The 26,359-nt window shown below is 66.1% G+C and carries 28 protein-coding genes and 1 tRNA gene; 17 read left to right on the top strand and 12 right to left on the bottom strand.

The features are described from left to right. Positions 1-6: 6 nt before the first annotated feature. Entirely contained in the window at positions 7-1,968 is a 1,962-nt protein-coding gene (locus ABIC94_RS19515) for a dynamin family protein (RefSeq protein WP_354374634.1), read from the bottom strand. 89 nt (positions 1,969-2,057) lie between these two features. Continuing rightward, entirely contained in the window at positions 2,058-2,870 is an 813-nt protein-coding gene (gene mutM, locus ABIC94_RS19510; RefSeq protein WP_354374706.1) for a bifunctional DNA-formamidopyrimidine glycosylase/DNA-(apurinic or apyrimidinic site) lyase, read from the bottom strand. A gap of 71 nt (positions 2,871-2,941) precedes the next feature. On the opposite strand from mutM, the gene ABIC94_RS19505 reads away from it, so the two are divergent. The 8 genes from ABIC94_RS19505 to ABIC94_RS19470 all read left to right on the top strand — a co-directional run bounded on the left by ABIC94_RS19505 (position 2,942) and on the right by ABIC94_RS19470 (position 9,544). Further along, positions 2,942-4,807: a tetratricopeptide repeat protein gene (locus ABIC94_RS19505; protein WP_354374633.1), complete on the top strand. Its 1,866-nt coding sequence runs from the start codon at positions 2,942-2,944 to the stop codon at positions 4,805-4,807. Next, the gene (locus ABIC94_RS19500) at positions 4,804-5,328 is read left to right on the top strand and encodes a lipoprotein insertase outer membrane protein LolB (protein ID WP_354374632.1); all 525 of its coding nucleotides are present in this window, start codon (positions 4,804-4,806) and stop codon (positions 5,326-5,328) included. The genes ABIC94_RS19505 and ABIC94_RS19500 overlap by 4 nt, the downstream gene beginning before the upstream one ends. Continuing rightward, positions 5,325-6,215 (top strand): 4-(cytidine 5'-diphospho)-2-C-methyl-D-erythritol kinase, encoded by an 891-nt coding sequence (ispE, locus tag ABIC94_RS19495; protein ID WP_354374631.1) that lies wholly within the window; start codon positions 5,325-5,327, stop codon positions 6,213-6,215. Before ABIC94_RS19500 ends, ispE begins: the two co-directional genes overlap by 4 nt. A 67-nt stretch (positions 6,216-6,282) precedes the next feature. Then, positions 6,283-6,359 (top strand) — tRNA-Gln (locus tag ABIC94_RS19490). Between the two features lie 170 nt (positions 6,360-6,529). Then, the gene (locus ABIC94_RS19485) at positions 6,530-7,501 is read left to right on the top strand and encodes a ribose-phosphate pyrophosphokinase (RefSeq protein WP_126747032.1); all 972 of its coding nucleotides are present in this window, start codon (positions 6,530-6,532) and stop codon (positions 7,499-7,501) included. Positions 7,502-7,598: 97 nt separating this feature from the next. Further along, positions 7,599-8,267 carry a 50S ribosomal protein L25/general stress protein Ctc gene (locus tag ABIC94_RS19480; RefSeq protein WP_354374630.1) on the top strand — a complete coding sequence of 223 codons (669 nt, stop codon included), beginning with the start codon at positions 7,599-7,601 and terminating at the stop codon, positions 8,265-8,267. A gap of 72 nt (positions 8,268-8,339) precedes the next feature. Then, positions 8,340-8,972 carry an aminoacyl-tRNA hydrolase gene (gene pth, locus ABIC94_RS19475; RefSeq protein WP_126747034.1) on the top strand — a complete coding sequence of 211 codons (633 nt, stop codon included), beginning with the start codon at positions 8,340-8,342 and terminating at the stop codon, positions 8,970-8,972. 140 nt (positions 8,973-9,112) lie between these two features. Next, on the top strand, positions 9,113-9,544 hold the full coding sequence (locus ABIC94_RS19470) for a hypothetical protein (RefSeq protein WP_354374629.1): 432 nt from the start codon (positions 9,113-9,115) through the stop codon (positions 9,542-9,544). On the opposite strand, the gene ABIC94_RS19465 is transcribed toward ABIC94_RS19470, so the two are convergent. After that, positions 9,530-9,835: a YfhL family 4Fe-4S dicluster ferredoxin gene (locus tag ABIC94_RS19465; RefSeq protein WP_354374628.1), complete on the bottom strand. Its 306-nt coding sequence runs from the start codon at positions 9,833-9,835 to the stop codon at positions 9,530-9,532. The genes ABIC94_RS19470 and ABIC94_RS19465 overlap by 15 nt on opposite strands. A 62-nt stretch (positions 9,836-9,897) precedes the next feature. Here ABIC94_RS19465 and ABIC94_RS19460 point away from each other — a divergent pair, with 62 nt between their 5' ends. The 6 genes from ABIC94_RS19460 (at position 9,898) to ABIC94_RS19435 (ending at position 16,707) form a co-directional block, all read left to right on the top strand. Then, complete coding sequence (locus ABIC94_RS19460) at positions 9,898-10,848, top strand: ABC transporter permease (protein ID WP_354374627.1); 951 nt, start codon at positions 9,898-9,900, stop codon at positions 10,846-10,848. After that, a complete protein-coding gene (locus ABIC94_RS19455; RefSeq protein WP_354374626.1) occupies positions 10,845-11,720 on the top strand; it encodes an ABC transporter permease in 876 nt (291 codons plus the stop codon). Before ABIC94_RS19460 ends, ABIC94_RS19455 begins: the two co-directional genes overlap by 4 nt. Before the next feature lie 3 nt (positions 11,721-11,723). Then, the gene (locus ABIC94_RS19450; RefSeq protein WP_354374625.1) at positions 11,724-12,713 is read left to right on the top strand and encodes an ABC transporter ATP-binding protein; all 990 of its coding nucleotides are present in this window, start codon (positions 11,724-11,726) and stop codon (positions 12,711-12,713) included. Further along, complete coding sequence (locus tag ABIC94_RS19445) at positions 12,710-13,540, top strand: ATP-binding cassette domain-containing protein (RefSeq protein WP_354374624.1); 831 nt, start codon at positions 12,710-12,712, stop codon at positions 13,538-13,540. Before ABIC94_RS19450 ends, ABIC94_RS19445 begins: the two co-directional genes overlap by 4 nt. A 261-nt stretch (positions 13,541-13,801) precedes the next feature. Beyond that, positions 13,802-15,289: an ABC transporter substrate-binding protein gene (locus ABIC94_RS19440; protein ID WP_354374623.1), complete on the top strand. Its 1,488-nt coding sequence runs from the start codon at positions 13,802-13,804 to the stop codon at positions 15,287-15,289. Next, positions 15,286-16,707, top strand: a complete 1,422-nt coding sequence (locus ABIC94_RS19435; protein WP_354374622.1) for an amidase — start codon at positions 15,286-15,288, stop codon at positions 16,705-16,707. Before ABIC94_RS19440 ends, ABIC94_RS19435 begins: the two co-directional genes overlap by 4 nt. 301 nt (positions 16,708-17,008) lie before the next feature. Here ABIC94_RS19435 and ABIC94_RS19430 read toward each other — a convergent pair whose 3' ends face one another. Together ABIC94_RS19430 and ABIC94_RS19425 are read right to left on the bottom strand one after the other, a co-directional pair. Continuing rightward, complete coding sequence (locus ABIC94_RS19430; protein ID WP_258502230.1) at positions 17,009-17,635, bottom strand: YitT family protein; 627 nt, start codon at positions 17,633-17,635, stop codon at positions 17,009-17,011. Between the two features lie 43 nt (positions 17,636-17,678). Then, the gene (locus tag ABIC94_RS19425; RefSeq protein WP_354374621.1) at positions 17,679-18,548 is read right to left on the bottom strand and encodes a LysR family transcriptional regulator; all 870 of its coding nucleotides are present in this window, start codon (positions 18,546-18,548) and stop codon (positions 17,679-17,681) included. A 108-nt stretch (positions 18,549-18,656) separates the two neighbouring features. On the opposite strand from ABIC94_RS19425, the gene ABIC94_RS19420 reads away from it, so the two are divergent. Further along, a complete protein-coding gene (locus tag ABIC94_RS19420) occupies positions 18,657-19,055 on the top strand; it encodes a tautomerase family protein (RefSeq protein ID WP_354374620.1) in 399 nt (132 codons plus the stop codon). Positions 19,056-19,086: 31 nt separating this feature from the next. Next, a complete protein-coding gene (locus ABIC94_RS19415) occupies positions 19,087-20,445 on the top strand; it encodes a tetratricopeptide repeat protein (RefSeq protein WP_354374619.1) in 1,359 nt (452 codons plus the stop codon). Positions 20,446-20,498: 53 nt separating this feature from the next. On the opposite strand, the gene ABIC94_RS19410 is transcribed toward ABIC94_RS19415, so the two are convergent. Both ABIC94_RS19410 and ABIC94_RS19405 read right to left on the bottom strand, forming a co-directional pair. Further along, positions 20,499-21,191, bottom strand: coding sequence for a histidine phosphatase family protein (locus tag ABIC94_RS19410; RefSeq protein ID WP_354374618.1), 693 nt, complete (start codon positions 21,189-21,191; stop codon positions 20,499-20,501). Between the two features lie 32 nt (positions 21,192-21,223). After that, the gene (locus tag ABIC94_RS19405; RefSeq protein ID WP_354374617.1) at positions 21,224-21,865 is read right to left on the bottom strand and encodes a Yip1 family protein; all 642 of its coding nucleotides are present in this window, start codon (positions 21,863-21,865) and stop codon (positions 21,224-21,226) included. A 143-nt stretch (positions 21,866-22,008) separates the two neighbouring features. Between ABIC94_RS19405 and ABIC94_RS19400 the strand changes: the two genes are divergently transcribed. Then, complete coding sequence (locus ABIC94_RS19400; protein WP_436318056.1) at positions 22,009-22,710, top strand: alpha/beta fold hydrolase; 702 nt, start codon at positions 22,009-22,011, stop codon at positions 22,708-22,710. Here the strand turns inward: ABIC94_RS19400 and pcp are convergent. The 5 genes from pcp to coaD form a co-directional block, all read right to left on the bottom strand. Beyond that, entirely contained in the window at positions 22,698-23,351 is a 654-nt protein-coding gene (gene pcp, locus ABIC94_RS19395) for a pyroglutamyl-peptidase I (protein WP_354374705.1), read from the bottom strand. The genes ABIC94_RS19400 and pcp overlap by 13 nt on opposite strands. 22 nt (positions 23,352-23,373) lie before the next feature. Beyond that, complete coding sequence (gene pxpA / locus ABIC94_RS19390; RefSeq protein WP_354374615.1) at positions 23,374-24,114, bottom strand: 5-oxoprolinase subunit PxpA; 741 nt, start codon at positions 24,112-24,114, stop codon at positions 23,374-23,376. A gap of 69 nt (positions 24,115-24,183) precedes the next feature. Then, complete coding sequence (locus ABIC94_RS19385) at positions 24,184-25,182, bottom strand: biotin-dependent carboxyltransferase family protein (RefSeq protein WP_354374614.1); 999 nt, start codon at positions 25,180-25,182, stop codon at positions 24,184-24,186. Then, on the bottom strand, positions 25,179-25,826 hold the full coding sequence (gene pxpB, locus ABIC94_RS19380) for a 5-oxoprolinase subunit PxpB (RefSeq protein ID WP_354374704.1): 648 nt from the start codon (positions 25,824-25,826) through the stop codon (positions 25,179-25,181). The genes ABIC94_RS19385 and pxpB overlap by 4 nt, the downstream gene beginning before the upstream one ends. A 10-nt stretch (positions 25,827-25,836) precedes the next feature. Beyond that, positions 25,837-26,340 (bottom strand): pantetheine-phosphate adenylyltransferase, encoded by a 504-nt coding sequence (coaD, locus tag ABIC94_RS19375; protein ID WP_354374613.1) that lies wholly within the window; start codon positions 26,338-26,340, stop codon positions 25,837-25,839. Positions 26,341-26,359 lie beyond the last annotated feature (19 nt).

Here is a 26,359-nt window from a genome sequence, read left to right as displayed (position 1 = left end):
GAACGCTCAGGCCGCACGCAGTTCGCCGATGGCGGCCGCTGCGGCCGGCCTCCCCTGCTGCGTGATCATCGAAGTGAATTCATGCAGCCGAAGATGCAGCTCGGCCAGGCTGCTCTCTTGCGTGGCGAGCTCGAGCAGGCGCTCATCGAGATTGCCCGCCGCATTCTGGATGCGCTCGATCGCCTCGATGCGCTTGCTGAAGGTGCGGCGGCGCTCCTTCAGCTGCGCGTCGATCTGCGCGCTTGCGCCCTTGCTCCAGCGCTCGACCTCGGTCATTGCAGCTTCGTTGACCAGCCGCAGCCGGCTCGCGAGCGCGCGCACCAGCTTGTCGCAAAAATCCGCTTGTGCCAGCCTCAGCAGATTGCCGACGCTCAGGTAATGAATGTGGCTGCGCTCGATCTGGCTCAGCTCCTGCTCGAAACTCGTCAGGTCGGGCTCGGCAGGCGCCTGCAAGGTGAAGCCTTGCTCCGCATTGAGCTGGCGAAAGGTGGCGTGCAGCATCGACTGGATCTCGGCCGTGGTCGCCTGCACCTCGCGCAGGTTGTTGCGCAGCGAATCGAAGGTTTCGCCGTACACCTTGCGCACGTTGAGCTTGATGCCCGGGCGCTTGAGCGCGGTCGAAAGCCGCACCATGTCCGCCTTGAGCGCGGTGCGGCCGAGCACGGCGTACACCTCGCGCAGCAGCTTGCCCTGCACCGACCGCAGGGCGAGGATGCGCGTGTTGCTGCCCTCGAACTCGGTCTGCTCCTGGTCGATGCGCGCACGCATGTGGCGGATCACGGAAACGTTCTTGCCGCGCAGCCCCTGCAGTTCGAGCGCCTGCTCCGACAGATCGCGCTGGCGCACTTTCAATATGCGCTCGGCCTCGGCCCGCAGCGCCACCATGCCGGCATCGACAGCGAGCCGCAGCATCGTTTCGCGCTTGCCGAGCACGCCTTCAGCGAGCAGCGTCTCGAGTGCCGGCAAACGGCTGGCATCGAGCAGCCGCGCATCGCGCTGAATTTTTGCCTGCAGGCCTTTTTGCGCCGAAACCGGCAGCACCTGCACGAGCGGAACCTCGAGAAACTTGGCCGCTACTTCACGCTGCCGCTCGATCTGCGCTTCGATCTGCGCGGGCGTGCTGAGCGTGTCCCACATGGTGTCGATCTTGTTGAGCACCACGAAGCGCGTATCGCTGCCTTCGCTTTCGGTGACCAGGTGCTCGCGCCAGATGGACAGGTCGGAACGCGTCACCCCGGTTTCGGCACCGAGGATGAAAACGACCGCGTGCGCCTGCGGAATCAGGCTGACCGTGAGTTCGGGCTCGGCGCCGATCGCGTTCAGGCCCGGGGTATCCAAAATGACCAGCCCCTGCTCCAGCAAGGGGTGCGGCATGTTCAGAATTGCATGGCGCCAGCGCGGAATTTCGACACGGCCCTCGGCGTCCTGTACCGGGTTGTCGTCGGGCGTTTCTTCGTTCCAGAAGCCCAGCGCGTTGGCCTCGTCCTTGCTGACCCAGCGTACTTCAGCCACCTTGCCCATGGCCTGGGCCAATTGCTCGGCGTTCTCCACGTCGATGGCAATTTCGGTCCAGCGCGTGGGCTTCTCGCGCCAATACGTGAGCGAATGCGGTTCCAGGCGGGTTTCGATCGGCAGCAGCCGCAGCTTGGGCAGCACTGCGGCGTCGTAGCCCAGCTCGGTCGGGCACATCGTCGTGCGCCCGGCGCTGGCGGGCATGATGCGCCGCCCGTAGCCGGAGAAGAAGATCGCATTGATCAGCTCCGACTTGCCGCGCGAGAACTCGGCCACGAACGCGACCATGACCTTGCTGTTGCGAATCTGCAGCTCGAGGCCGCGCAGGCGCTCGGCCACGGCTTGGTCGAGCAGCTCGTTCTCGGTCAGCCAGCGGGACAGCCACTGGAGGCGGTGAGCAAAATTGCTTCGCCAGGCGCCGTGCTGATCGAGTTGTTGGTTGAAAGAGCGGCTCAAAGGGAATATGTAAGAAACGACTTACAAATATAGCATCGCAAGCTGTGGGACAACCGTTTGCAGGATATTCGAACGTGGGCGCTGCAACACTATTTTTGACAATTTGGACAATAGTAAGTGGAACGCTGGCCTTGGCGTAGCTGCCGTATCGGCGTTGCGCAGACCCGACAGGGCTCGCCGGCCCGGCCGTAGACCGTGGCCTCGAGCTGGAAATAGCCGTTCTGCCCGTCCACATTGGAGAAGTCGCGCAGCGTGCTGCCGCCCTTCTCCACCGCCCTGGCCAGAATCTCCCGCACCGCCGCGTGAAGCTTCAACGCCCGCGGCCGGCTGATGCGTGCGGCAGACAACGTCGGTCGAATACCGGCCTGGAACAGCGCCTCGGACGCATAGATGTTGCCGACGCCCACCACCACATCGCCCGCGAGCAGCACCTGCTTCACCGCAGTCCGGCGCTTGCGAAGGCCGGCGTGGAACGCGTCGAAATCGAAGGCATCGCCCAGCGGCTCCATGCCGAGCCCGCCGAGCAGCTTGATGGCCCAGGGCGCCACTTCGTCCTCGGCATAGACCACGGCACCGAAGCGGCGCGGATCGTTGAGCCGCAGGGTACCTCGGTCGGTCACGAGATCGAAGTGATCGTGAACCCCGGGCGGAGGCAGCGCCGCATCGAAGCGCAGGCTGCCCGACATGCCCAGGTGCAGCAGCAGCAGGCCGCGATCCAGATCGATCAGCAGGTACTTGCCGCGCCGGCGCACTTGCAGCACCTGCCGGCCGACCAGCGCTTCGGGCGCGACCATCAGCGCCCAGCGCAAGGGCTTGCCGATGCGCACCGCATCGATGCGCGCACCGGCAATGCGTTCGGCAAAACCGCGCCGCGTCACTTCAACTTCGGGAAGCTCAGGCATAAGAATAAAAACTCCGGGCTGCATGAAGCCCCACGCGGTGCTCGCTCAAAAGCTTGGATTATTATGGTTCGATGATTCCATCGCCCCGCCGACACCGCCTTGCGGCGGCCGCGTCTCTCGTGCTGCTTGCTTGCGCGGTTCACGCGCAAACCTCCGATCCTGCCGCGCCCAACAGCCCGGCGCCCATCATCGAGCGGCCGCTTCCGTCCCGTCCGGGAACAAGGCCCGCCCCGGCACCCGCGGCCACGAAGCCCGCCGCAGCGAAGCCCGCCATCGAACCTGTCGCACAGCCCTCGGCGTTGACCGCCGAACTGTTCTACGAAATCCTGATGGGCGAAATGACCACCCGCTCGGGCGATCCCGGTTCGGGCTATGCGCTGGTGCTCGACGCGGCCCGCCGCCTGCGCGACGGCAAGCTGTTTCAGCGTGCGGTCGAAATCGCGCTGCAGTCGCGCTCCGGCGATGCAGCGCTTGCAGCCGCCCGCGCCTGGCAGGAAACGCTGCCCAATTCGCGCGATGCACGTCGCATCGAACTTCAGATCCTGATTGCGCTCAACCGCATCGGCGAAACGGTGGAACTGCTGCGCGCCGAAGTCGCGGCCACGTCGCAAGTCGAACGGCCCTTGCTGATGGCGGTGATCGTGCGCAACTACTCGCGCGCTACCGACAAGAAGCTGGCCGCCTCTGTGGTCGAACAGGCCCTGGTCGACGAACTCAAGAAACCGGCCACGGGCGGACTGGCCTGGGCCACGGTGGGCCGGATGCGCCTGAATGCCGGCGATACCTCCGGCGCGCTCGATGCAGCGTTCAAAGGCCAGGAGATCGACCCCGCTTCCGACGCGCCGGCTGCATTGGCGCTCGAAATGATCGACCCCAGCCAGCCGCTGGCCGAGCCGATCGTGACGCGCTACCTCGCCAACAATCCCAAGGCTTCGCCCGATCTGCGCGTCGCCTATGCACGCGTGCTGGTCGAAAACCGCCGCTTCGCGGATTCCACGGCGCAATTGCAGGCGCTCACCGCGGCGCGGCCTGAACTGGCCGAGCCCTGGCTGCTGCTCGGCAGCCTGCAGGCGCAGGCCCGCCAGGACGGGGCGGCCGAAACATCGCTCAAACGCTATGTCGAGCTGGCCGCCAATCAAAAAGACCAGAAAGACGCGGACGATCGCCAGCGCGGCACCACGCAGGCGTACCTGGTTCTCTCGCAACTGGCAGAGCGCCGCAAGGACTTCACAGGCGCGGAACGCTGGCTCGCACGCGTCGACAACACCGACGACCTGGTCGTCGCGCAGACGCGGCGCGCAGGCCTGCTGGCGCGCCAAGGCAAATTGCCCCAGGCCCGCGAAGTGCTGCGCGGCCTGCCCGAGCGCACCCCCGAGGACAAGAAGCAGAAATTCCTCGCCGAAGTGCAATTGCTGCGCGACGCCAAGCAATACCAGGCGGCTTACGACATGCTGGCCCAGGCTTCCGTCGCCGCACCGAACGACAGCGACCTTGTCTACGACCAGGCCATGGTGGCCGAAAAGCTGAACCGTCTCGACGAAATGGAGCGGTTGCTGCGCAGGCTGATCGAGCTCAAGCCCGACAACCAGAATGCCTACAACGCCCTCGGCTATTCCTTCGCGGATCGCAAGATCCGCCTCGACGAGGCACGCACGCTGATCCAGAAGGCGGTGCAGCTGGCCCCGCAAGATCCGTTCATTGCGGACAGCCTGGGCTGGGTGGAATTCCGGCTCGGGAACACCACCGAGGCCATTCGCATCCTCGAGGCGGCCTACAAGACCCGCCCCGATCCGGAAATCGGTGCGCATTTTGGTGAAGTGCTCTGGACGGTCGGTCAGAAAGACCGTGCCGTCACGATCTGGAAAGAGGCGTTGCTGAGCGACGCCGAAAACGAGACCCTGCAGGAGACGCTCAAGCGCTTGCGGGTCAAGCCGTGAACGTGCTCGCCCCCAGGCTCGCCGGCGGCAGCCGCCGCGCCCTTCTGGTTGCGGGCGGGGTTGCCCTTCTCTCGATGGCCGGCTGCGCCCAATTGACCGGCGGCTCCGCCGCGCCCAGGAGCTCGGACAGCTGGAGCGGCCGCATGTCGCTGCGCATCGACAGCCAGCCTGTGCAGACCTTCTCCGCGTTGTTCGAATTGCGCGGTTCTCCCGAAGCGGGCGAGTTGTCGCTCACGAGCCCGATCGGCAGCACCCTGGCTCAATTGCACTGGTCGCCCGGTGAGGCCCTGCTCAAGAATGGCAGCGAAGTCCGGCGCTTCGACTCGGTCGATGCGCTGATCGAAGCCGCCACCGGTGCCGCGATACCCGTCGGTGCGCTCTTCGGCTGGCTTGCGGGCCGCGACGACCGCGTGCCCGGCTGGCGCCCCGATCTGGCGCAGATCGCGAACGGCCGCCTGCAAGCCACGCGCGAAAACCCGGGGCCCACGGCAGACCTGCGCATCGTGTTCGAGCGGTCATGAAGGCGATCTACGACCTTCCCGCACCGGCCAAGCTCAATCTCTTCCTGCACATCACCGGCCGGCGCGAAGACGGCTACCACCTGCTCCAGTCCGTCTTCATGCTGATCGACTGGTGCGACACGCTCCATGTCGAATTGCGAAGCGACGGCCAGCTGAGCCGCGAAGACCTGACGACCGAGCTGCCGCCCGACGATCTGGTTCTGCGCGCGGCCCGGGCGCTCCAGGCGCATGCGGCGCCGGGCCAGGGCGCCCACATCGGCGTGGCCAAGCAAGTGCCCGCACAGGCCGGCATGGGCGGGGGTTCTTCGGACGCTGCCACCTGCCTGCTGGCGCTGAACCGCCTCTGGAACCTGAACCTGCCGCTGTCGCGCCTGGCCGAAATCGGCGTGAAACTGGGTGCCGATGTGCCGTTTTTCCTCCGCGGGCGCAATGCCTGGGTCGAAGGAATCGGCGAAAAAATCACGCCCGTGAATATCCCTGCGGCACGGTTCGTTGTGGCCAAGCCACCCGAGGGACTTGATACCCGCTTAATTTTTTCTGCGCCCGACCTTCAACGCGCCACTCCTGTTGCTATAATCTCGGGCTTTGCTGCAGATAGCGAATCGCTAGAAGCTCAAGACCCCGAAAGCAGTGCTTTCAAGGTTTTCGACTTCGGCCACAACGACCTGCAGCCGGTTGCCCAACGGCTTTGCCCCGCGGTCTCCGACGCCATCGAATGGCTCGGCGCCCAAGGACTGAAAGCCCGGATGACCGGCTCCGGAAGTTCGGTATTCGCGAAAATGCCGCAAAGGCCGCAAGAAGCGGAACTGGCCGAAGCCCCCACGGGCTGGCAGGTTCGTCAATGCAGCAACCTGGCCGTTCATCCACTTTGGGGATGGGCGACCTGAAGATAATCGGATCGTTGTGGTCCGATGCGACATATATCGGTTTGTGGTGAAAACCATCGACCCGTGTAGGGGAGTCGCCAAGCTGGTTAAGGCACTGGATTTTGATTCCAGCATGCAAAGGTTCGAATCCTTTCTCCCCTGCCAAATCTCTTCAGGCTGCGGTTTAACCGCCGCAGCGCTTTCAGACTGCGGCCCACCGGCCGCAGTACTTCTTTTGCAGCCTACCCGCTGCAATAATCGGCGGCCCCTGGGCCGCTGCGGCTCAAACTCTTTGGCGGCTTCCTAAAAGCCAATCGCACTGCCGGGACGCGCTCATGCAGGCTAATCACCCTGATTTCATGGTTTTCACCGGCAATGCCAATCCTGGCCTGGCCGCAGAAATCGCGCAGAACCTCGGTACCTCGCTGGGTGCCGCGCGCGTTGGACGCTTCTCCGACGGCGAAGTCACCGTCGAGATCAACCAGAACGTGCGGGCGCGCGATGTGTTCGTGGTGCAGTCGACCTGCGCACCGACCAACGAAAACCTGATGGAACTGCTGATCATGGTCGACGCGCTCAAGCGCGCCTCGGCCGAGCGGATCAGCGCGGTGATTCCCTACTACGGCTATGCCCGCCAGGACCGCCGCCCGCGCTCGAGCCGCGTGCCGATCTCGGCCAAGGTGGTAGCCAACCTGCTTGAAACCGTGGGTGTCGAGCGCGTGCTCACCATGGACCTTCACGCCGACCAGATCCAGGGCTTCTTCGACATTCCGGTCGACAACATCTATGCATCGCCGGTGCTGCTGGGCGATCTGCGCCAGAGGAACTACGAAGACCTGATCGTGGTGTCGCCCGACGTCGGCGGCGTGGTGCGCGCACGCGCCCTCGCCAAGCAACTGAACTGCGACCTCGCCATCATCGACAAGCGCCGCCCGAAGGCCAACGTCAGCGAGGTCATGAACGTGATCGGCGAAATCGACGGCCGCAACTGCGTGATCATGGACGACATGATCGACACGGCCGGCACGCTGGTCAAAGCGGCCGAGGTGCTCAAGGAGCGCGGTGCAAAAAGCGTCTACGCCTATTGCACGCACCCCATTTTCTCGGGCCCGGCCATCGAGCGCATCACCCACTCCGCACTCGACGAAGTGGTCGTGACCAACACCATTCCTCTTTCCGACGGCGCTTTGGCCTGCGGAAAGATCCGCCAACTCTCCGTGGCACCGCTGATCGCCGAAACGATCCAGCGCATTGCCAAGGGCGAGTCGGTCATGAGTTTGTTCTCGGACCAGGACAACCTGTTCTGATCCGTGCAAAAAGCGGGCGCCACTTTCCTTTTTCTGGAACGGCGCCCTTGTTGAACCGGAGTCGCACTGGTCGCGGTGGACTCTTACAGGAGTTTTTATGAAATTCGTCGCTTTTGAGCGCGCCAAGCAGGGCACGGGTGCGAGCCGCCGTCTCCGCGTCTCGGGCAAGACGCCCGGTATCGTCTACGGTGGTGAAGGCCAACCCCAGCTGATCGAGCTCGATCACAACGCGCTGTGGCACGCCCTCAAGAAGGAAGCCTTCCACGCCTCCATCCTCGAAATGGAACTCGGCGGCGCCACCAGCAAAGTGCTGCTGCGCGACGTGCAGTACCACCCGTTCCGCCAGCTGGTGCAACACATCGACTTCCAACGCGTCGATGCCAAGACCCGCCTGCACATGAAGGTGCCGCTTCACTTCAAGGGTGAAGAAGAGTCCGAAGCCGTCAAGATCGGCCACAACCTCGTGACCCACGTCGTGACCGAGCTCGAGATCAGCTGCCTGCCGTCCGACCTCCCCGAGTTCATCGAAGTGGACCTCTCGGGTCTGACGAAGAACGCCACGCTGCACGTCAACGACATCAAGCTGCCCAAGGGCGTGAAGTTCGTGAGCCACGGCAAGCTGAACCCCGTCATCGTGTCGGCCGTGCCGCCGCTGGTCGCCGAAGAGCCGGCACCCGCTGCTGAAGGCGCAGCACCTGCCGAAGGCGCCGCACCCGCTGCCGGCAAGCCTGCCGCCAAGACGGCAAAGCCCGCCGCGAAGAAGTAATTCTTCTCGCACCCTGCAAAAGGCCCGCTTCGTGCGGGCCTTTTGCTTTTGGGGCGGCGAGATAATTCCCTCATGATCAAGCTGTTTGTCGGCCTCGGTAATCCCGGGCCTGAATATGAAGCCACCCGGCACAACGCGGGCTTCTGGTGGATCGACGCCCTTGCACGCGACTGGAAGCTCAACCTCGTGCCCGAGCGCAGCTATCACGGCCTTGCGGCGCGCGCGAACATCGGCGGGCAGAGCGTGTGGCTGCTGGAGCCGCAAACCTTCATGAACCTGTCGGGCAAATCGGTGGGCGCACTCGCGCGCTTCTTCAAGATTGCGCCCGAAGAAATTCTCGTGGTGCACGACGAGCTCGACGTGGTGCCCGGCCAGGCCAAGCTCAAGTTCGGCGGCAGCCACGCGGGCCACAACGGCCTGCGCGACATCCATGCACAACTGGGCACCGGCGACTACTGGCGCCTGCGCCTGGGCATCGGACACCCCGGCGTGAAGTCGGAGGTGATCAACTGGGTGCTCAAGAAGCCGCTGAAGGAACAGCGCGAAGCCATCGAAGACGCCATCGTGCGCACGCTGCATGCGGCCCCCGCACTGGTGGCGGGCGAGATGGAAAAAGCCACCCTGATCATTCACACGAGCAAACCGCCCCGGCCCAAACCGCCGCGGCGAGAGCCCGGCGATGGAGGCACGCCCGCCGCCACCTAGTCAGCCGGCAACGAGAGCGCGGGGAGAGAAAAGGGAGAGAAATAAAAATGAGAAGAGAAATCAGCACCGGGAAAATCCGGGCCGGAAAAGCAGGCGTCGCTATATTTTTGATAGCTTCCGGCGCTTTCTGGAACCCCGCCGTGGCCCAAGGAAGGTCCGAAACCTACCGCTGCGGCAACACCTATACCGACCGGCCCTGTGACGGCGGAAAACCGGTGAAAGTCGACGACCTGCGCACCGATGCAGACCGCCGCGCCTCGGAGGCCGGAACGCACAGGGCCGAAGTGCGCGCCGACCAGTTGGAGCGCATTCGCCTGTCCCAGGAAAAAGAAGCGTACGAGCGCAGCCGAAGGTCGGCCCAGGAGGCCCGGCAAGCCGCCATCGCCGAACGCCGGCTCGCGTCTTCCGAGCAGCTGGCGCGGGCGCGGGCCCAGAAGCTCGCCTCCGAGCCGCACAAATCGAGCACGCGCTTCAGCGGTGCGTCCGACGGGAAACCGGCCCCTACGTCGGACGACGCGGGCGGCGGCCGCAAGAAAAAGCGAAAGCCGTCATCCGGCTCAAGCGCCGGCTGAGGGGGGCACTGCCGGCTGCGGCTCCACGGCCGCAGCCGCTGCCTTGGCCGCGGCGAGCCGCTCGAACTTCTGCCACAGCGTCTCGCGGCTTTCCACGTGCTCCGGATGGATCGGGATGCACGCCACCGGGCACACCTGCACGCACTGCGGTTCGTCGAAGTGGCCAACGCATTCGGTGCACTTGTGCGGGTCGATCTCGTAGAACTCCGCGCCCATGTAGATCGCATCGTTCGGGCACTCGGGCTCGCAGACATCGCAGTTGATGCATTCGTCGGTGATCATGAGGGCCATACCCGATTATCGCGAACAAGGCACGCTTGTTGCAGGAGTCGGGTTATGCTGCGCCCCGCCCCATGAGCCTGTTTATTCTCAAGCGCCTCGCCACGCTGATCGGTACGCTGATCGGCGCCTCGGTCATCGTTTTCCTCGTCCTCGAGATCCTGCCCGGCAATGCCGCGCAGATGCTCATGGGCCCCGACGCCGCGCCCGAGGCGGTTGCCGCCCTCGCCGCCAAGCTCGGCCTCGACCAGCCGGCCTGGACGCGCTACTGGCACTGGATTGCGGGCCTCCTGACCGGCAACCTGGGCGACAGCTACGCCTACAGCACCCCGGTTCTCGACCTTATCCTGGAGCGGCTCGCGCTCACCGTGCCCCTCGCCCTGCTCGCGATGGCCTTGACCACGGTGCTCGCACTGCTTGTGGGCGTTACCGCCGCCGCGCGCCACAACAAGCTCGGCGACATCGGCCTGATGGGTCTCACGCAGGTGGGCATCGCCATTCCCAATTTCTGGTTCGCGATCCTGCTGATTTTGGTGTTCTCGGTTCAGTTGCAGTGGTTTTCGGCCGGCGGCTTCGAGGGCTGGGGCGAGGGTGTCTTCGCGGGCATCAAGTCGCTGCTGCTGCCGGCCCTGTCGCTGGCGGTGGTGCAGGCCGCGATCCTTGCGCGCATCACGCGTTCGGCGGTGCTCGAGGTCATGCGCGAAGACTTCGTGCGCACCGCGCGCGCCAAGGGCGTTTCGCAGCGCGCGGTGCTCTGGACCCACGTGCTGCGCAACGCAATGATCCCGGTGGTCACGGTCATGGGCATGCAGTTTTCCGAACTGCTGGCCGGCACCATCGTGATCGAAAAAGTGTTCTACCTGCCCGGCCTGGGCCGGCTGATCTTCGAGGCCATCGGCAACCGCGACCTCATCGTCGTGCGCAACTGCGTGATGCTGCTCGCGGCCCTGGTGGTCATCGTGAATTTCGTGGTCGACGTGCTCTATGCCGTGATCGACCCGCGCATCAAGGCGAGCGATATATGAGCGCCACCACAGTTCCGAGCGCGGCGGCGCTCAAGGTTCCCGGTTTCTGGCGCCGGGCGCTGCGGCACCGCAGCTTCGTGCTCGGCGGCGTGCTGACGCTGCTCCTGCTGCTGGCCGCCTTCGTCTCGCTGGTGTGGACGCCATGGTCGCCCTACGAAATGGACATGCCCAACAAGCTGAAGCCGCCCTCGGGCGCGCACTGGCTGGGCACCGACACCTACGGGCGCGATGTGGCCTCGCTGCTGCTGGTGGGCGCGCGGGCTTCCATCTTGGTGGGCGTGATCGCCGTGGGCATCGGCCTTGTCGTCGGTACGGCGCTGGGCCTGCTGGCCGCGGCGCGGCGCGGCTGGGTCGAGGAAGCGATCATGCGGCTCACCGATTTCTCGCTCGCCTTCCCGGCCATTCTGTCGGCCATCATGATGACGGCCGTGTTCGGCGCCGGCATCGTCAACGCGATCATCGCGATCGGCATCTACAACATACCGACGTTCGCACGCATCACGCGCGCATCGGCCAACGCCATCTGGTCGCGCGAGTATGTGGCGGCTGCGCGCGCCTGCGGCAAGGGCTCGTTCGCCATCACGATGCAGCATGTGCTGCCCAACATCTCGGCCGTGCTGATCGTGCAGATCACCATTCGCTTCGCGATTGCCATCCTTGCCGAGGCTGCCCTCTCCTACCTCGGCCTGGGCACCCAGCCGCCGCAGCCCTCGTGGGGGCGCATGCTCAACGAGGCGCAGACCATGATGTTCCAGTCGCCGCTGCTCCCGGTGTTTCCCGGCATGGCCATTGCCATGGCGGTGCTTGGCCTCAACCTGCTCGGCGACGGGCTGCGCGACCTGCTCGACCCGCGCCTGGCGCGGGCCCGCTAAGCCATGCCTCTTCTCGAAGTCAAAGACCTGCACGTCGAGCTGCAAACGCAGCGCGGCCCCGCCGAGGCCGTGCGCGGCATCGGCTTTACGCTCGAGCGCGGCGAAACGCTGGGCATCGTCGGCGAATCGGGCTGCGGCAAGTCGATCACGGTGCAATCGCTCATGGGCCTGCTGCCGTCCACCGCCAAGGTTACCGGCAGCATCCGCTTCGACGATACCGAGCTCGTGGGCCTGGGCGAAAAAGCCATGTGCCAGATTCGCGGCAACCGCATCGGCATGATCTTCCAGGAGCCGATGACGGCGCTGAACCCGGTGCACACCATTGCACGCCAGGTCGGCGAGCCGCTGCGGCTGCACCGCGGGCTCACCGGCGCCGAAGCGCGCAAGGAAGTGCTGGCGCTGCTCGAGCGCGTGGGCATTCCCGACGCGGCTTCGCGGCTCGATGCCTATCCGCACCAGTTTTCGGGCGGGCAGCGCCAGCGCATCGGCATTGCGATGGCGCTGGCCTGCGGCCCCGACCTGCTGATTGCCGACGAGCCCACCACCGCGCTCGACGTCACCATCCAGAAGCAGATCCTCGAGCTCATTCAAAGTCTGGTCGCGGAGCGCGGCATGGCGCTGATCCTGATCTCGCACGACCTCGGCGTGATCGCCCAAAGCGTCTCGAAGATGCTGGTGATGTACGGCGGCAGCGTGGTCGAGAGCGGCCCGACCGAAGCCGTGTTCGCCGAGCGCGCGCACCCGTACACGCAGGGCCTGTTCGCGGCGCGGCCGGCGCTCGGTGCGCCGCGCGGCATTCGCCTGGCCACCATCCGGGGCAGCGTGCCCGAGCTGATCGACCTGCCGCAAGGCTGCCCTTTTGCGGGCCGGTGCAAGTACACCGTCGACGCTTGCCATGCGACCAAGCCTCCGCCCACGATGCTGCCGCACGACCACGCGGTGAGATGCATCCGGCTCGAAGAGATTGCCGCCGAAGGGGCCCTCGCATCATGAGTCAGTCGATCAGCACAGCGCCCCTGCTCGAGGTGACCGACCTCGTGCGCCACTACGCCCTGCCGCGCGAAAAGCTTTTCGGCCCGCCGCCGCTCGTCAAGGCGCTGAACGGCGTGAGCTTCAAGGTCGAGGCCGGCCGCAGCCTGGGCATCGTCGGCGAATCGGGCTCGGGCAAGTCGACCATCGCACGCCTGGTGATGGCGCTCGACACGCCCACCTCGGGCAGCGTGCGGATGCTGGGCCGCGACCTGCACCAGCTGCCCCGGAGCGAACTGCGCGTGGCGCGGCGCGACTTCCAGATGGTGTTCCAGGACCCCTACGGCTCGCTCGATCCGCGCCAGACCGTGGCGCGCATCGTGGCCGAGCCGCTCGAGGCGCTGGCCGAAACCAGCCGCGCCGTGCAGCGCGAGCGCGCCTCCGAGGCGCTGGCCGCCGTGGGCTTGCGCACCACCGACATGGACAAGTACCCGCACGAGTTCTCGGGCGGGCAACGCCAGCGCATCGCGATTGCGCGCGCGCTCATCACGCGCCCCAAGCTCATCGTGGCCGACGAGCCCGTGAGCGCGCTCGACGTGTCGGTGCAGGCCCAGGTGCTCAATCTCATGCAGGATCTGCAGCAGCAGTTCGGCATCAGCTACCTGCTCATCAGCCATGACCTGGCGGTGGTGAACCACCTGTGCGACGACGTCTGCGTGGTGTGGAAGGGCAAGATCGTCGAGCAAGACCCGCCCGGCGAGCTCTTTCGCAATGCGCAGCACCCGTACACGCGCACGCTGCTCGATGCGGTGCCGCGCACGCCCACCGGCGGCACGCTGCTGGCGGCCTGAGGGAAGGCACGCCGGTCGCCTTCAACGGCATCGCCGCCCTCTCCTGCGGTTGAATCGGCATCCGGGTACGTCCCGAGGAAAAAGCGCCTCCGCAGCCGAGCGGCAACACGCCCGCTGCGAGAGAATGACTTTGCTGCGCGCGTGGCATCTTTCGTGCTGCGTGTCTTTCCTTCGTGCCGGGGCGCCTCCATTCGGGGCGCCGCGCACATAGAAATTGAAGCAGTCGTTTCGCACTCACCGTTTTTCCGGAGATCACAACGTATGTTGAACCGTCGCACCCTCCTTACCACCGCCGGCGCCACTGTCGCTCTGGCCTCCCCCATTGCCGGCATGGCACAGGGGCGGAAGGACGCCATCGTGATCGGCATGGCGCTCGAGCCGCCGGGCCTCGACCCGACCGCCGGCGCGGCGGCCGCGATTGGGGAAGTGGTGCACTACAACGTCCTCGAAACGCTCACCAAGATCAACGTCGACGGCAACGTCACGCCCCTCCTGGCCGAAAGCTGGGAAGTCTCGCCCGACCTGAAGACCTACACCTTCAAGCTCAAGCGCGGCGTCAAGTACCAGAACGGCGAGCCGTTCAACGCCAACACCGTGAAGTTCGCCTTCGACCGCGCAGGCAGCGAGAAGAGCACCAACAAGGACAAGCGCACCTTCGCGAACCTGAGCACGCAGGTGGTCGACGACTACACCGTGGTCATCATCAACAAGGAAATCGATCCCGACCTGCCCTTCTTGCTGGGCCAGGCCACCGCCGTGATCGTGGAGCCCAAGAGCGCCGACACCAACGCCACCAAGCCGGTAGGCACCGGCCCCTACAAGCTCGACAGCTGGGCCAAGGGTTCGTCGATCACGCTGAGCAAGTGGGACGGCTTCCGCAGCCCCGGCACGGCGAAGATCAACAAGGTCACCTTCCGCTTCATTGCCGACGCCGCCGCGCAGGCCGCGTCGCTGCTGGCCGGCGACGTCGACGTGTTCACGCGCATCGGCACGCGCGTGGTGCCGCAGTTCAAGAACAACCCGCAGTTCCAGACCATCCTGGCCGGCTCGCGCGCCAAGACCATTCTGTCGATCAACAACAAGAAGAAGCCGCTGGACGACGTGCGCGTGCGCCGCGCCATCCTCGCGGCCGTCGACCGCAAGGCCGTGATCGAAGGCGCGGCCGACGGCTTCGGCGTGCCGATTGGCAGCCACTACGTGCCGGGCGCCGCGGGCTATGTCGACACCACCGCCGTCAATCCGTTCGACATCGAGAAAGCCAAGAAACTGCTCGCCGAAGCCGGAGTGAAGACGCCGCTCGAGCTCACCATGACGCTGCCGCCGCCGCCCTATGCGCGCCAGGGCGGCGAAGTGATCGTGGCCCAGCTGGCCAAGATCGGCATCACGGTGAAGGTGCAGAACGTGGAATGGGCCCAGTGGCTCAGCGGCACCTACGGCAACAAGGACTACGACCTGTCGATCGTTTCGCACGTCGAGCCCTTCGACCTCGGCAATTACGCGAAGGCAGACTACTACTGGGGCTACCAGTCGAAGGCATTCAACACGCTGTACGACAAGATCAAGGCCACGGGCAACGCCGCCGAGCGCAACAAGCTGCTTGGCGAGGCGCAGAAGATGCTGGCCGCCGATGCGGCCAATGGCTTCCTCTACCAGCCGCAGTTCCCGACCATCGCGAAGAAGAACGTGAAGGGCATTTGGAAGGAAAACCCGATCTTCGTGAACGACCTTTCGGCCCTGTCGTGGGGATGAGCACGAACGTGTCTTCTTCTCCCTCTGCACTGAACGAGCTGTCCGCCCAGGAACTCTCCGCCGCCTACCGTACCAAGCGCCTGTCGCCTGTCGAGGTCACGCAAGCCGTCATCGCGCACATCGAGCGTTGGGAACCACAGCTCCAAGCCACCTGGCTCTTCAGGCCCGAAGCCGCGCTCGAACAGGCGCGGGCTTCGGAAGCGCGTTGGCAGCGCGGCGAAGCGCTCGGCCCGCTCGACGGCGTGCCGGCCACCATCAAGGAAAACATCGCGACCCGCGGCGACCCGATGCCGGCCGGCACAGCCGCCGTCGACTTGAAGCCTGCCACCGCCGACGCACCGCCTGCCGCGCGCCTGAAGGAAGCCGGCGCGGTCATCGTGAGCAAGACCACGATGCCGGATTACGGCATGTTGTCTTCGGGGCTCTCGAGCTTTCACAAGCTGGCGCGCAATCCGTGGGATCTGAGCAGGACCCCGGGCGGCTCGAGCGCCGGTGCCGGCGCAGCGGCTGCCGCGGGCTATGGCCCGCTGCACATCGGCACCGACATCGGAGGCTCGCTGCGGCTGCCCGCAAGCTGGTGCGGCATCTTCACGCTCAAGCCGAGCCTGGGCCGCATTCCCATCGACCCACCGTACATGGGCCGCGCCGCAGGGCCGATGACGCGCAGCGTGGGCGATGCGGCGCTGATGATGCAGGTGCTCTCCAAGCCCGATGCGCGCGACAGCATGAGCCTGCCACCGCAGGGCATCGATTGGGCGAGCTTCGATGTAACGCCCGACCATTTGCGCGGGCTGCGCATCGGCCTGCTGCTCGATGCGGGCTGCGGCCTGGCGGTAGAGCCCGAGATCGAGGCGGCGGTCGAGCATGCGGCGCGCCTGTTCGAGAAGGCCGGAGCCATCGTTGAAACCATGCAGCCTTTCATGTCGCAGGCCATGCTCGACGGCATGGATCATTTGTGGCGCATGCGCTCGCTGGTGGACATGAAGGCCTTGCGCGCCGACCAGCGCGCCAAGGTGCTGCCCTACATCCGCGAGTGGGCCGAGAGCGCGGCCGAGTTCAGCGGCGAACATGTGTTCCGCGGCTTCAGCCAATTCCACGCAACGCGCGTGGCAGCGGTGCAGGCTTGCGCACGGTTCGACTACGTGATTTCGCCGGTGTCGCCGAACATGCCCGCAGCCGCGGAAGCGCCTTCGCCGACCAACGACCCGCTGCGGCCGCTGGAGCACATCGGGTTCACGGTGCCATTCAACATGTCGGAGCAGCCTGCGTCTTCGGTGAACTGCGGGTACTCGGCGAGCGGGCTACCAATTGGGCTGCAGATTGCCGGGAAACGCTTTGACGATCTCGGCGTGTTGCGCGTGTCGCGTGCGTTCGAGCAGATTCGGGAGCCGCAGCGGCCTTGGCCTGTAGCGCCTTAGTTTTTTGGCGCCGCTGTTCGGGGGCGCACCCGCCGACGGGGTACCTTGCTCCGCGAATGTCCCCCGGCCTCCGGCCTCCTCCTTTATTTCGCTGCGCAAGGCACCCCGCCAGCGGGAGCGTTATACGGAGCAGTCGTTGATCAGCGGTACACCACGAGCGTGCCCCAGTGCACAGGGCATCGGGTGCTCCCCGCAGCGAAATAAAGGAGGAGGCGAAGCCGGGGGACATTCGCGGAGGGGAGTACCCGGTGGCCTTTGCACGCGCCCTGAATAACAGCCCCCAAACAAGAAGCCCGACCACTCAAGTCGCAGCGTACCGCCCCGGCTTGTGGTTGATCCACAAGAAAAGCCCCATCACCACAGCCGCCAGCACCGACCAGCCCACACGCTGCGGCGGAATCACGAACAGCGCGAGCAACACCACCGTGCAATCGATACCGATCTGCACCTTGCCGGCAGGCCAGCCGCGCTTTTCCTGCAAATACAGCGTCAACACGGTCGCACCGCCCAGGCTCGCGCGATGGCGGGCGAGAAACAGGCATCCGGTGCCCAGCAGCAGACCGCCGAGCACGGCTGCGAAGGCCGGGTGCAGGGAATCGATCGAGATGTAGCGCGGCGCCCAGTCTGTCATGACCGAAAGCAATGCGATCGCCGAGAAAGTCTTGATCGTGAAGGCCCGCCCCATGTGGCGCCATGCGAACCAGTAGAACGGCAAGTTGACCAGGAAGAACAGTTTTCCAAAGCTCACGCCGGTGGCGTAGTGCAGGAGAAACGCAACGCCGGCGGTGCCGCCCGTAAGCAGGCCCGCTTGGCCGAACAGCATCATGGCGATGGCGACGAACAAGGTGCCTGAAAAGATGGCTTGCGCGTCGTCGAAGCGGGAGTGCCGCAAGAAATCCGCCGGGGTTCTGGGTTGTGGCGCGTTCATGTCATGCAGCTTGACGCAAGTCCCGCGCCACCCCCAGGTGGTGTCACACCAGATGGGTCGCCAGCATTTCCCGGGCCCGGGTCACAAACTCCGTCTCGCCCCGCCGGCCGGGCAGGAATTGAAATGCAACCCGGGGCAGCGCCGGCAATCCATGCGGCGCCGCCAGCCGCCCCACGCCCTCGCACACAGCGGATTCGTTCAGGCACGCCACGCCGAGCCCCGCGGCCAGTGCCGACTGCAACCCCGCCACCCCCGATGCCACATGCGCCAGCACATACGGCACCTTGCGCCGCCGAAGCAGCGCCACCGTGTACTGATGCAACGAGCAAGTTTCCGGCAAGGCCAGCAGCCGAAGCGGCTCGCCCCGCGCCAATCGCATGCCGGTTGCACCGAGCCACGCCAGCGATTCACGCCGGATGACCGAGGCCTTCACGCCTTGCTCCGGCGAAGACGATGCACCTGCGATATTCATCGCCAAGCCCACGTCGAATTCTCCATTTGCATAGGCAGCCCGCAGCGCATCGCTCTTCAGGATGCTCACGTTCAGCCGTACTTGCGGATAGCTCTCGCCAAGGCGACCCAGCAGCCGCGTGAGATCGCCAGGACGAAAGTAGTCGGTCACGGCGAGCCGCAACTCGCCCTGCAGGGCCTCGCCATGCAGATCACGAAAAGCCTCGTCACTGAGCGCGAGGATGCGGCGGGCATAGGCCAGGAGCCGCATGCCCGCTTCAGTCGGTGCCACACCGGCCTTGCTGCGTGTGAGCAATGATTGCCCCGCCCGCTCCTCGAGCTTGCGTATCTGCTCGCTGACGGACGACTGCGAGAGGAAGACGCGAGGCGCGGCGGCCGTGAGGCTGCCGGCATCGATCACCGCGGCAAGCGTGCGAAGCTGCTCCAGGTCGAATGTCTGCATGGTCTATCCATCCGATTTTCCGATGGGTTCCATCATATCTTCCCGCTTTTCCGATGGCTACGTAATTCCCACAATAGCCCCATCGTTCACTCATTCACGGAGTTCCAGATGCCCCATATCGTTGTTCACCTCTCAGGCGAGCCCGACTCCCAACTCACCCGCAAGACCGTCGACACGGTCGCCGAGCTGACCCAGAGCGTGCTCGGCAAGCAGTTGCCGGTGATCGCCATCACGGTGCAGTACATCGCCGCCGACACGTGGTTCATCGGCGGGCAGTCGCTGGCCTCCCTCGGCAAGTCGGCGTTTCACCTCGACATCAGCGTCACGGACGAAACCAACACCAAGGCGGAAAAGGCGCGCTACCTGCGCGAGGTGCATGCCGCGATGGCACGGCTGCGGCCCAACCTGCACGAGGTGTCGTACATCCACGTGATCGACGCTCGCGGCGCGGCCTACGGCTACGGCGGAAAGACGCAGGAGTACCGCCACCAGCAAGCGGGCGTTTGAAGCCCGCGGCGGGGCATGGCACCATTCGGTCATGCCCGCCGCAACCCTGCATGCCGACAGCTTCGGTAACCCGCTCACGCTCGACGATGCCGCCAGCCTGCCGCTCGTCGAAGACTTTGTCATGGGTTTTGTGGCGACGGAGGCGCGTGCGGTCAACCTGCTGGCCTTGGCCGACAGCGACTCGAGCCCCCTCGTCCAGGCCTATTGCGCAACGCTTCACCTCTTCGCCGAATCGCGCGATGCCGCGGCCAATGCGCGCCCCTACCTCGCCAGGGCCCGCGCCGCATCCGGGCGTGCCACCCCGCGCGAGCAACGCTACATCGCGGCCATCGAAGCCTGGGCCGACGGCAACATCGCCAAGGCCATCGCCCTGCATGCGGAGCAGGCGCGCGAATACCCGCGCGACCTGGTGTCGGTGAAGCTGGGGCAATACCACTGCTTCAATACCGGCGACTGTCCGGGCATGCTCCGGCTCGCGCTCGCCGCGCTGCCTGCCGCGTCCGATGTGCCCTATGTGCACGGCATGGCCGCCTTCGGCTACGAGCAGTGCCACCTGATGCGCGATGCCGAGGCCAGCGCCCGCCGCGCCATCGGCATGTGCCGCAAGGAGCCGTGGGCGCATCACGCACTGGCGCATGTGATGCTCACCGAAGGCCGGCTTTCCGAAGGGCTGGCGTTCATGCAAGGCGTGAGCGACACCTGGACCGAGCTCAATTCGTTCATGGTGACGCACAACTGGTGGCATGTGGCCCTGTTCCTGATCGAACTCGACCGCGATGCCGAAGCGCTCGCGGTGTACGACCGCGAGGTGTGGGGCGTCGTGAAGGACTACTCGCAGGACCAGATCGGTGCGGTCTCGCTGCTGGCACGCTTCGAACTCGCGGGCATCGATGTCGGCACGCGGTGGAGCGACGTGGGCCGCTATCTCGTGCAGCGCCAGGCCGACCATGTGCTGCCTTTTCTCGACCTGCAATACCTGTATGGCCTGGCGCGCGCGGGCCAGCCAGAGGCGGATGCGCTGCTGCGCAACATCGAGGCCTATGCGCCGCGCGCGCCCGCCTCGACCCGGGCGGCGTGGCAGCACGTGTGCGTGCCGGCTGCTCGCGGGCTCATTGCCCATGCGCGAGGCGACTTCGCTTCCACCATCGACGGACTCGGCACCGCCTTGCCGCGCCTGCTGGAAATCGGCGGCAGCCATGCGCAGCGCGACCTGTTCGAGCAGGTGTACCTCGATGCCCTCGTGCGTGCCGGCAGCGAAGCCGCGCTCACGGGCGCGCAAGGCATCCTGCAGCAGCAACTCAACGGCCAGCCCGAGTCGCTGCGGCTGCGGCGCCAGGCGGGCGATGTCTATGCGCGGCTCGGTCTCGGAGAACTGGTTTCCCGCCTCTGAGAAAGAAAAACCGGCAGCTGCACTTCGCTCGAAAAGGCGCGAGCTTTTGCTGCTCAGTTCTTCTCGAGATGCCGCCGCTGGTCGTACACCGGCTGCGGCGGCAAATCGGCAAGATGCCGCGTGTCGGCCCAGTCGACGATCTCTATCGCGTCCGGCATTGCGGGGTCGGCGATGCGGATACGGTTGAAGCCCGCGTTGGGAATGTCGCTCTGCCGCGGCCCGCTGAGGCTGAGCCCGCGCGCCGTGCGCCACACCATGTCGAGCACGCCCCCGTGAGTGACAACGACCAGGCGCTGCCCTCTGTGGGTGGCTGCCAGGGTTCCGAGGGCCGCGACGATGCGCGTGTGAAATTGGCGCGCCGACTCGCCCTCGGGCATGGCGTGGTCCTCACGGAACTCCAGCCATTCCTCCCAGGCCCTGGGGTGCAGGGCCTGGATTTCATCGGCCCGCATGCCTTCGACGACGCCGAAGTGCTGCTCGCGCAAACTCGCCGATGTGACCACCGGCAGCGACAACTGAAGCGATGCCGGCGCCGCGGTTTGCTGCGCGCGCATCAGATCGCTGCTGATGATGTGCTGCGCCGTTTCGCCCGCCATCCGCAAACCCAGCCGGCGCGCCTGCTCGTGCCCCATGTCGTTGAGCGGCACATCGGCGTGCCCCTGGAAACGCAGTTCGCGGTTCCAGGCGGTTTCGCCGTGGCGGATCAGGATGAGTTCGGTTGCGGAGTCGGGTGTGGGCGTTGGCATGGAACGCCCATTCTCCACCGCATGCGTGACGCTCAGAGCCTCGGCGGCACCATCTGTTGCATGGCCGCCACCTGCATTGCGAACGGTGCCGTGCTCACGCGCGTGGGCGAGGGTGTCAGAAGCGAGAGCACCCAGGCAATCACCACGCCGCCGATGATGGCGCAAACCACCACCACGGCCGTGTATGCCAGCGCCTTGTCGGGCGGGCACTTCATGAGCACCGGCAGGCCGATGTAGATCAGGTAGATGCCGTAGAGCGCCGCGAGCGCACCCAGAATCGACAGCGACGGAATCAGGCTGAACACCCCGCCCAGAAAGCTTGCCGTGCTGGCATATGCGGAGAGCTTGAGCGCGCCGATCTGGCTCTTTGTGCCTTCGAATGTGGGCGCCAGCGCATCGATGATCAACGCCAGCACGAACACCATGACGAGCGAGAGCACGTAGCCGACGACCATGTTCACGAGCCCCGTGACTACGGGCACACGAAAGTTGACACCGAAGGCACCGAAGCCGATGACCGACAGGCCGATGAAGCCCGCCACCGCCGGTATCAGCGCGAGGATCATCACGTAGTTCTTGTAGAGCGACGCGGTGTCCGCGGGCTCTGCATCGATGGCGGGCCAGGTGGCCTTGGGCTTGAGCAGGATGTCCTGCACGCGTTGAACCAGGTTCATTGTCTTGTCCTCGGTATGAAGCGGAAACGCGCGAACCGCAGATCGCGCAGCGTCTGAAAGTATGTCGATTCCGCCCGCGGATGGCTTCTGGCCAGGCAGCCTATGCCGTTACGCCGGAGGGCGCGATGACGCAAAATCCGCTCATGCCACACCTTGTCCTGCTGCCCGGCCTCGCCTGCGACGAGCGCCTCTGGGAAGCCCAGCTTCCCGTTCTTCCGGCCATGTTCGAAGCGCGCGTGAGCGACGCCCACATGCGCAACGACACCATCGAAACCATGGCCGCGGCCGTGCTGCGCGAGAACCCCGGCCCGCTCGTGCTCTGCGGTGCGTCGATGGGCGGCATGGTTGCGATGGAAGCCGCACGGCAGGCGCCCGGGCGCGTTGCGGGGCTCGCGCTGCTGGGCACCAATGCCCGCCCCGAGGCGCCCGACATGTACGAGCTGCGCGAAAGCGCGATCGAACTATTCGAGCGCGGCGAACTGCGCGACGTGATCGAGCCGAACGTCGTCTTCGCGTTTCACCCCGTGCAGGCGGCCGACCAGGCGCTGGTCGAGCGCTATGTCGAGATCGTGCTGGATGCCGGTACGCAGCAGCTCATCAGCCAGAACCGCGCCGTGATGCGCCGGCCCGATGCGCGCACCCACCTGCCTTCGCTGCGCGCGCCGGTGCTCCTGGTCTGCGGCGACACGGACCGGTTGACGCCGCCCGATTGCACGCGCGAAATCGCGGCGCTGGTGCCGCATGCGGAAGTGGTCTGGTTGCCGCAATGCGGCCACATGCTGACGATGGAGAAGCCCGCCTTGGTCAATGCAGCGCTGCTCTCCTGGCTGGCTCAGTGGAGCTGACCGCCGGTTTCGGCAATGTCTTTTTCAACGGCCAATGCGGTGGCCACCGCAATGCGCAGCGCCTCGACCATGGTGGGCAGCGACATGCTGGGTGAACCCGGAAAGCGTGCCGCCTGCTCGGGCAGGTAGGGAATGTGGATGAAGCCGCCGCGCTGCCCCGGCACCGGGTGCGTGGCCAAGCGGTGCATCAGGCCGTAGAAGATGTGGTTGCAGACGAAGGTGCCTGCGGTGTTCGACACGGACGCAGGCACACCGGCCGCGCGCAGGTCCCGAACCATGGCCTTGATCGGCAATGTCGAGAAATACGCCGCGGGGGCGCCGCGCACCACGGGGGTGTCGATCGGCTGCCGGCCTGCGTTGTCTGCAATGCGCCCGTCGTCGATGTTGATGGCCACGCGCTCGGGCGTGATCTCCGCGCGGCCGCCGGCCTGGCCGATGCACAGCACCAGCTGCGGCTGCAGTTCCTCCATGGCACCCGCAAGCGCCTCGATGGCGTCGCCAAATACGCAGGGCATCTGGCGCGCATGCACGGTGGCGCGGCCGCACTTCCAGCCCTCGAGCGCACGCACGGCCTCCCATGAGGGGTTGAGGGCTTCGCGGTCGAACGGGTCGAAACCGGTCAGCAGGACATTGGTTCGCAGCGCCACGGCTTGAACGGTGCGCTCAGGCCATCGCGCGAACCGCGATGCCCTCTTGCTGCAGGCGGTCGCGAATGCGGCGCGCAAATGCCAATGCATGGGCACCGTCGCCGTGCAGGCACACGGTCTGCGCGTTGAGCGGCACGGTGCTGCCGTCGATGGCCGTGACCTTGCGGTCGCGCACCATCGAGAGCGTCTGGGCGAGCGACTGCTCTTCGTCTTCGATGAGCGCGCCGGGCTGGCTGCGCGGCACCAGGCTGCCGTCGGGCATGTAGCCGCGGTCGGCAAACACTTCTTCCACGGGCGTGAGGCCGGCACGGCGTGCGGCGTCGATCATGCCGCTGCCCGCGAGGCCGAAAAACCTGAGCGACGGGTCGAAGCGCCGCACCGCTTCGCAGAGCGCGTCGGCGAGTTCGGGCTCCTTCACGGCCTGGTTGTAGAGCTGCCCGTGCGCCTTCACGTGCGAGAGCTTGCCGCCTTCGGCCTTGACGATCGCGGCGAGCGCGCCGACCTGGTAAAGCACGTTGGCCACGATCTCGTCGGGCGGCAGGTGCATGGTGCTGCGGCCGAAGTTTTCGCGGTCGGGAAAGCTGGGGTGGGCGCCTATCGCCACGCCGTGCTCGATGGCCCAGCGCACGCATTGCTGCATGGTCTTTGCATCGCCCGCGTGCCAGCCGCAGGCGATGTTGGCCGAGCTCACGAGGCCGAGCAGTGCTTCGTCGCTGCCGGCGCCTTCGCCGAGGTCGGCATTCAGGTCGATTTGCATGGGGTTTGTTCCTTCTTCAAGACGGGCCGGCGCATCGGAGCCAGACCGCGCACCTGCTGCTTGCACAGTCTATGCCGGTCCAGTCCAGCCTGCTGCCGCGAGCCCTTGCGCCACTTGCGCGAGATAGCGCTGCTGCTCGGCCCATGCCTCGAGCGCCGCCGCCATATCGACCTGCATCAGCCGCAGCCGGCCGTCGAGCGGCGCTTGCGCGAGCTTCCACAGGTCGGCGCGAATCACCACGCCGATGCGCGGATAGCCGCCGGTGGTCTGTGCGTCGCCCATCAGGATGATCGGCTGGCCCGAGGGCGGCACCTGGATGGTGCCGGGAATGACGCCCGACGAGAGCATGTCGACGCTGCGCTTGCGCTTGAGTTCGCCCCCTGCGAGCCGGCTTCCCATGCGGTTGCTCTGCGCGGTGATGCGCCAGCGCTCGCTCCAGAGCAGTGCCTGCGAAGCCGCGGTGAACTGATCGAACTCGGGGCCGGGCAGCACGCGCAGCGCAATGGCGGAGTCGCTTTCCTCGGGACCCCATTCCGGGCCGCGCAAGCCGAAGGGGCGCCGGGCGAGCTGGCCGACGTCGAGCGCCGTGGCGCCCAGCGCGAGCCGGTCGCCCTTGCGCAGTGCCCGCCCCTGGTGGCCGCCGAAGCCCGCCTTCAGATCGGTGCTGCGCGAACCGAGCACCGGCGGCACGTCGATCCCGCCCGCCACCGCGAGCCAGCTGCGCAGGCCGGCCTTCTTCGCGCCGGATGCATTGGCGCCCGCGAGCTTGAGCGTTTGCCCCGCTGCCACCGGCATGCTCCAGCAAGGCCAGATGGGTGTGCCGTCGAGCCGGGCGGCGAAATCGTCTCCGGCCAATGCGATGCGCGTGTCGGTTTCGAAGCGGATCTCGCAGCCGCCCATGGTGATTTCGAGGCCGGCCGCGCCATCGGCATTGCCGACCAGCCGGTTCGCCAGCGTGAGCGCCAGCACGTCGAGTGCGCCGCCGGGGCAGATGCCGACCTGGCGGTGCCCGTGCCGCCCCAGGTCTTGCACCGAGGCCAGCATGCCGGGTTTCTGGACCAGCATCATGTCTGCACGCTTTCGACGACGAAGCGCACGCGGTCGCCCGGCCGCAGCAGGGTGGGCGGCTCGGCCGCCGGGTCGAAAAGCGCCAGCGAAGTCCGGCCGATCAGTTGCCAGCCGCCCGGCGACACCAGCGGATAGACGCCGGTCTGCTCGCCGCCGATGCCGACGGAGCGCGCGGGCACCGCCGTGCGCGGTTCGGCCCGGCGCGGCGTGGCGAGTTCGGGCGGCAGCCCGCCCATGAATGCGAAGCCGGGCAGAAAGCCGAGCAGGTAGACCACGTATTCGCCGCCGCTGTGGCGCCGCACCACTTCGGCCGGCGTGAGCCCGGTGTGAGCCGCGACATCGGCAAGGTCCGGCCCGTGCTCGCCGCCATATACCACCGGAATTTCCACCAGCCGGCCTTCGACCGCGGTAGCCGAAAGCCGCGGCCAAGCCCCGTTGACGCGGGCCATCAGCGCTTCGATACCGATCGCGACCGGATCGAAAGTCAGCGTGAGATTGTTCATGCCAGGCAGCACCTCGCCCACGCCGGGCCACTGCTGAACCTCGATGCCCAGCGCCCAGATCTGCTGCTGCTGCGCGAGCGTGGCCGGCGGCGCCAGTTCGCAAAGCAACGCCGCATCGCCCAGCGGATGCAGGCGAGGCAACGGAAACCGGCTACTCACGACCGAGGCTGCGCACCTTGGCCGCCAGATGCGTTTCCACATCGGGCGAAACGAACTTGTGGACCTCGCCGCCGAGCATGGCAATTTCGCGCACGAAGGTGCTCGAGATGAACTGGTACTTGTCGCTGGGCGTCAAGAACACGGTTTCCACATCGGGCATCAGCGAGCGGTTCATGCCGGCCAGCTGAAACTCGTAGTCGAAGTCGGTCACGGCGCGCAGGCCGCGCACCATGGCCTTGCCGCCGCGCGCCACCACGAAGTCGCGCAGCAAGCCCGAAAAGCTCTCGACCGTGACCTGGTCGCTGTACGGCTTCACGGCCTCGCGCGCCATGTTCATGCGTTCCTGCAGGGTGAACAGCGCCTTCTTGTGGTGCCCCGCCGCCACCGCGACGATGACCTTGGAAAAAAGCTGGGTTGCGCGCCGCACCACGTCCTCGTGGCCGAGGGTGATGGGATCGAAAGTGCCGGGATAAACCGCGATCACGTTGCTGGCCATGGTTGCTTCTTCCTCATGC

It is taken from the genome of Variovorax paradoxus (assembly GCF_040544635.1).
Lineage (GTDB): Bacteria > Pseudomonadota > Gammaproteobacteria > Burkholderiales > Burkholderiaceae_C > Variovorax > Variovorax paradoxus_R.
This window is presented reverse-complemented; position numbering and strand designations above follow the sequence as displayed.

Coding starts and splice junctions, on each gene's coding strand:
- mutM (WP_354374706.1), bottom strand. CDS start 2,870: ATGCCTGAGCTTCCCGAAGTTGAAGTGACGCGGCGCGGTTTTGCCGAA.
- ABIC94_RS19505 (WP_354374633.1), top strand. CDS start 2,942: ATGATTCCATCGCCCCGCCGACACCGCCTTGCGGCGGCCGCGTCTCTC.
- ispE (WP_354374631.1), top strand. CDS start 5,325: ATGAAGGCGATCTACGACCTTCCCGCACCGGCCAAGCTCAATCTCTTC.
- ABIC94_RS19485 (WP_126747032.1), top strand. CDS start 6,530: ATGCAGGCTAATCACCCTGATTTCATGGTTTTCACCGGCAATGCCAAT.
- ABIC94_RS19480 (WP_354374630.1), top strand. CDS start 7,599: ATGAAATTCGTCGCTTTTGAGCGCGCCAAGCAGGGCACGGGTGCGAGC.
- pth (WP_126747034.1), top strand. CDS start 8,340: ATGATCAAGCTGTTTGTCGGCCTCGGTAATCCCGGGCCTGAATATGAA.
- ABIC94_RS19465 (WP_354374628.1), bottom strand. CDS start 9,835: ATGGCCCTCATGATCACCGACGAATGCATCAACTGCGATGTCTGCGAG.
- ABIC94_RS19460 (WP_354374627.1), top strand. CDS start 9,898: ATGAGCCTGTTTATTCTCAAGCGCCTCGCCACGCTGATCGGTACGCTG.
- ABIC94_RS19455 (WP_354374626.1), top strand. CDS start 10,845: ATGAGCGCCACCACAGTTCCGAGCGCGGCGGCGCTCAAGGTTCCCGGT.
- ABIC94_RS19450 (WP_354374625.1), top strand. CDS start 11,724: ATGCCTCTTCTCGAAGTCAAAGACCTGCACGTCGAGCTGCAAACGCAG.
- ABIC94_RS19445 (WP_354374624.1), top strand. CDS start 12,710: ATGAGTCAGTCGATCAGCACAGCGCCCCTGCTCGAGGTGACCGACCTC.
- ABIC94_RS19440 (WP_354374623.1), top strand. CDS start 13,802: ATGTTGAACCGTCGCACCCTCCTTACCACCGCCGGCGCCACTGTCGCT.
- ABIC94_RS19435 (WP_354374622.1), top strand. CDS start 15,286: ATGAGCACGAACGTGTCTTCTTCTCCCTCTGCACTGAACGAGCTGTCC.
- ABIC94_RS19430 (WP_258502230.1), bottom strand. CDS start 17,635: ATGAACGCGCCACAACCCAGAACCCCGGCGGATTTCTTGCGGCACTCC.
- ABIC94_RS19425 (WP_354374621.1), bottom strand. CDS start 18,548: ATGCAGACATTCGACCTGGAGCAGCTTCGCACGCTTGCCGCGGTGATC.
- ABIC94_RS19420 (WP_354374620.1), top strand. CDS start 18,657: ATGCCCCATATCGTTGTTCACCTCTCAGGCGAGCCCGACTCCCAACTC.
- ABIC94_RS19415 (WP_354374619.1), top strand. CDS start 19,087: ATGCCCGCCGCAACCCTGCATGCCGACAGCTTCGGTAACCCGCTCACG.
- ABIC94_RS19410 (WP_354374618.1), bottom strand. CDS start 21,191: ATGCCAACGCCCACACCCGACTCCGCAACCGAACTCATCCTGATCCGC.
- ABIC94_RS19405 (WP_354374617.1), bottom strand. CDS start 21,865: ATGAACCTGGTTCAACGCGTGCAGGACATCCTGCTCAAGCCCAAGGCC.
- ABIC94_RS19400 (WP_436318056.1), top strand. CDS start 22,009: ATGCCACACCTTGTCCTGCTGCCCGGCCTCGCCTGCGACGAGCGCCTC.
- pxpA (WP_354374615.1), bottom strand. CDS start 24,114: ATGCAAATCGACCTGAATGCCGACCTCGGCGAAGGCGCCGGCAGCGAC.
- ABIC94_RS19385 (WP_354374614.1), bottom strand. CDS start 25,182: ATGATGCTGGTCCAGAAACCCGGCATGCTGGCCTCGGTGCAAGACCTG.
- coaD (WP_354374613.1), bottom strand. CDS start 26,340: ATGGCCAGCAACGTGATCGCGGTTTATCCCGGCACTTTCGATCCCATC.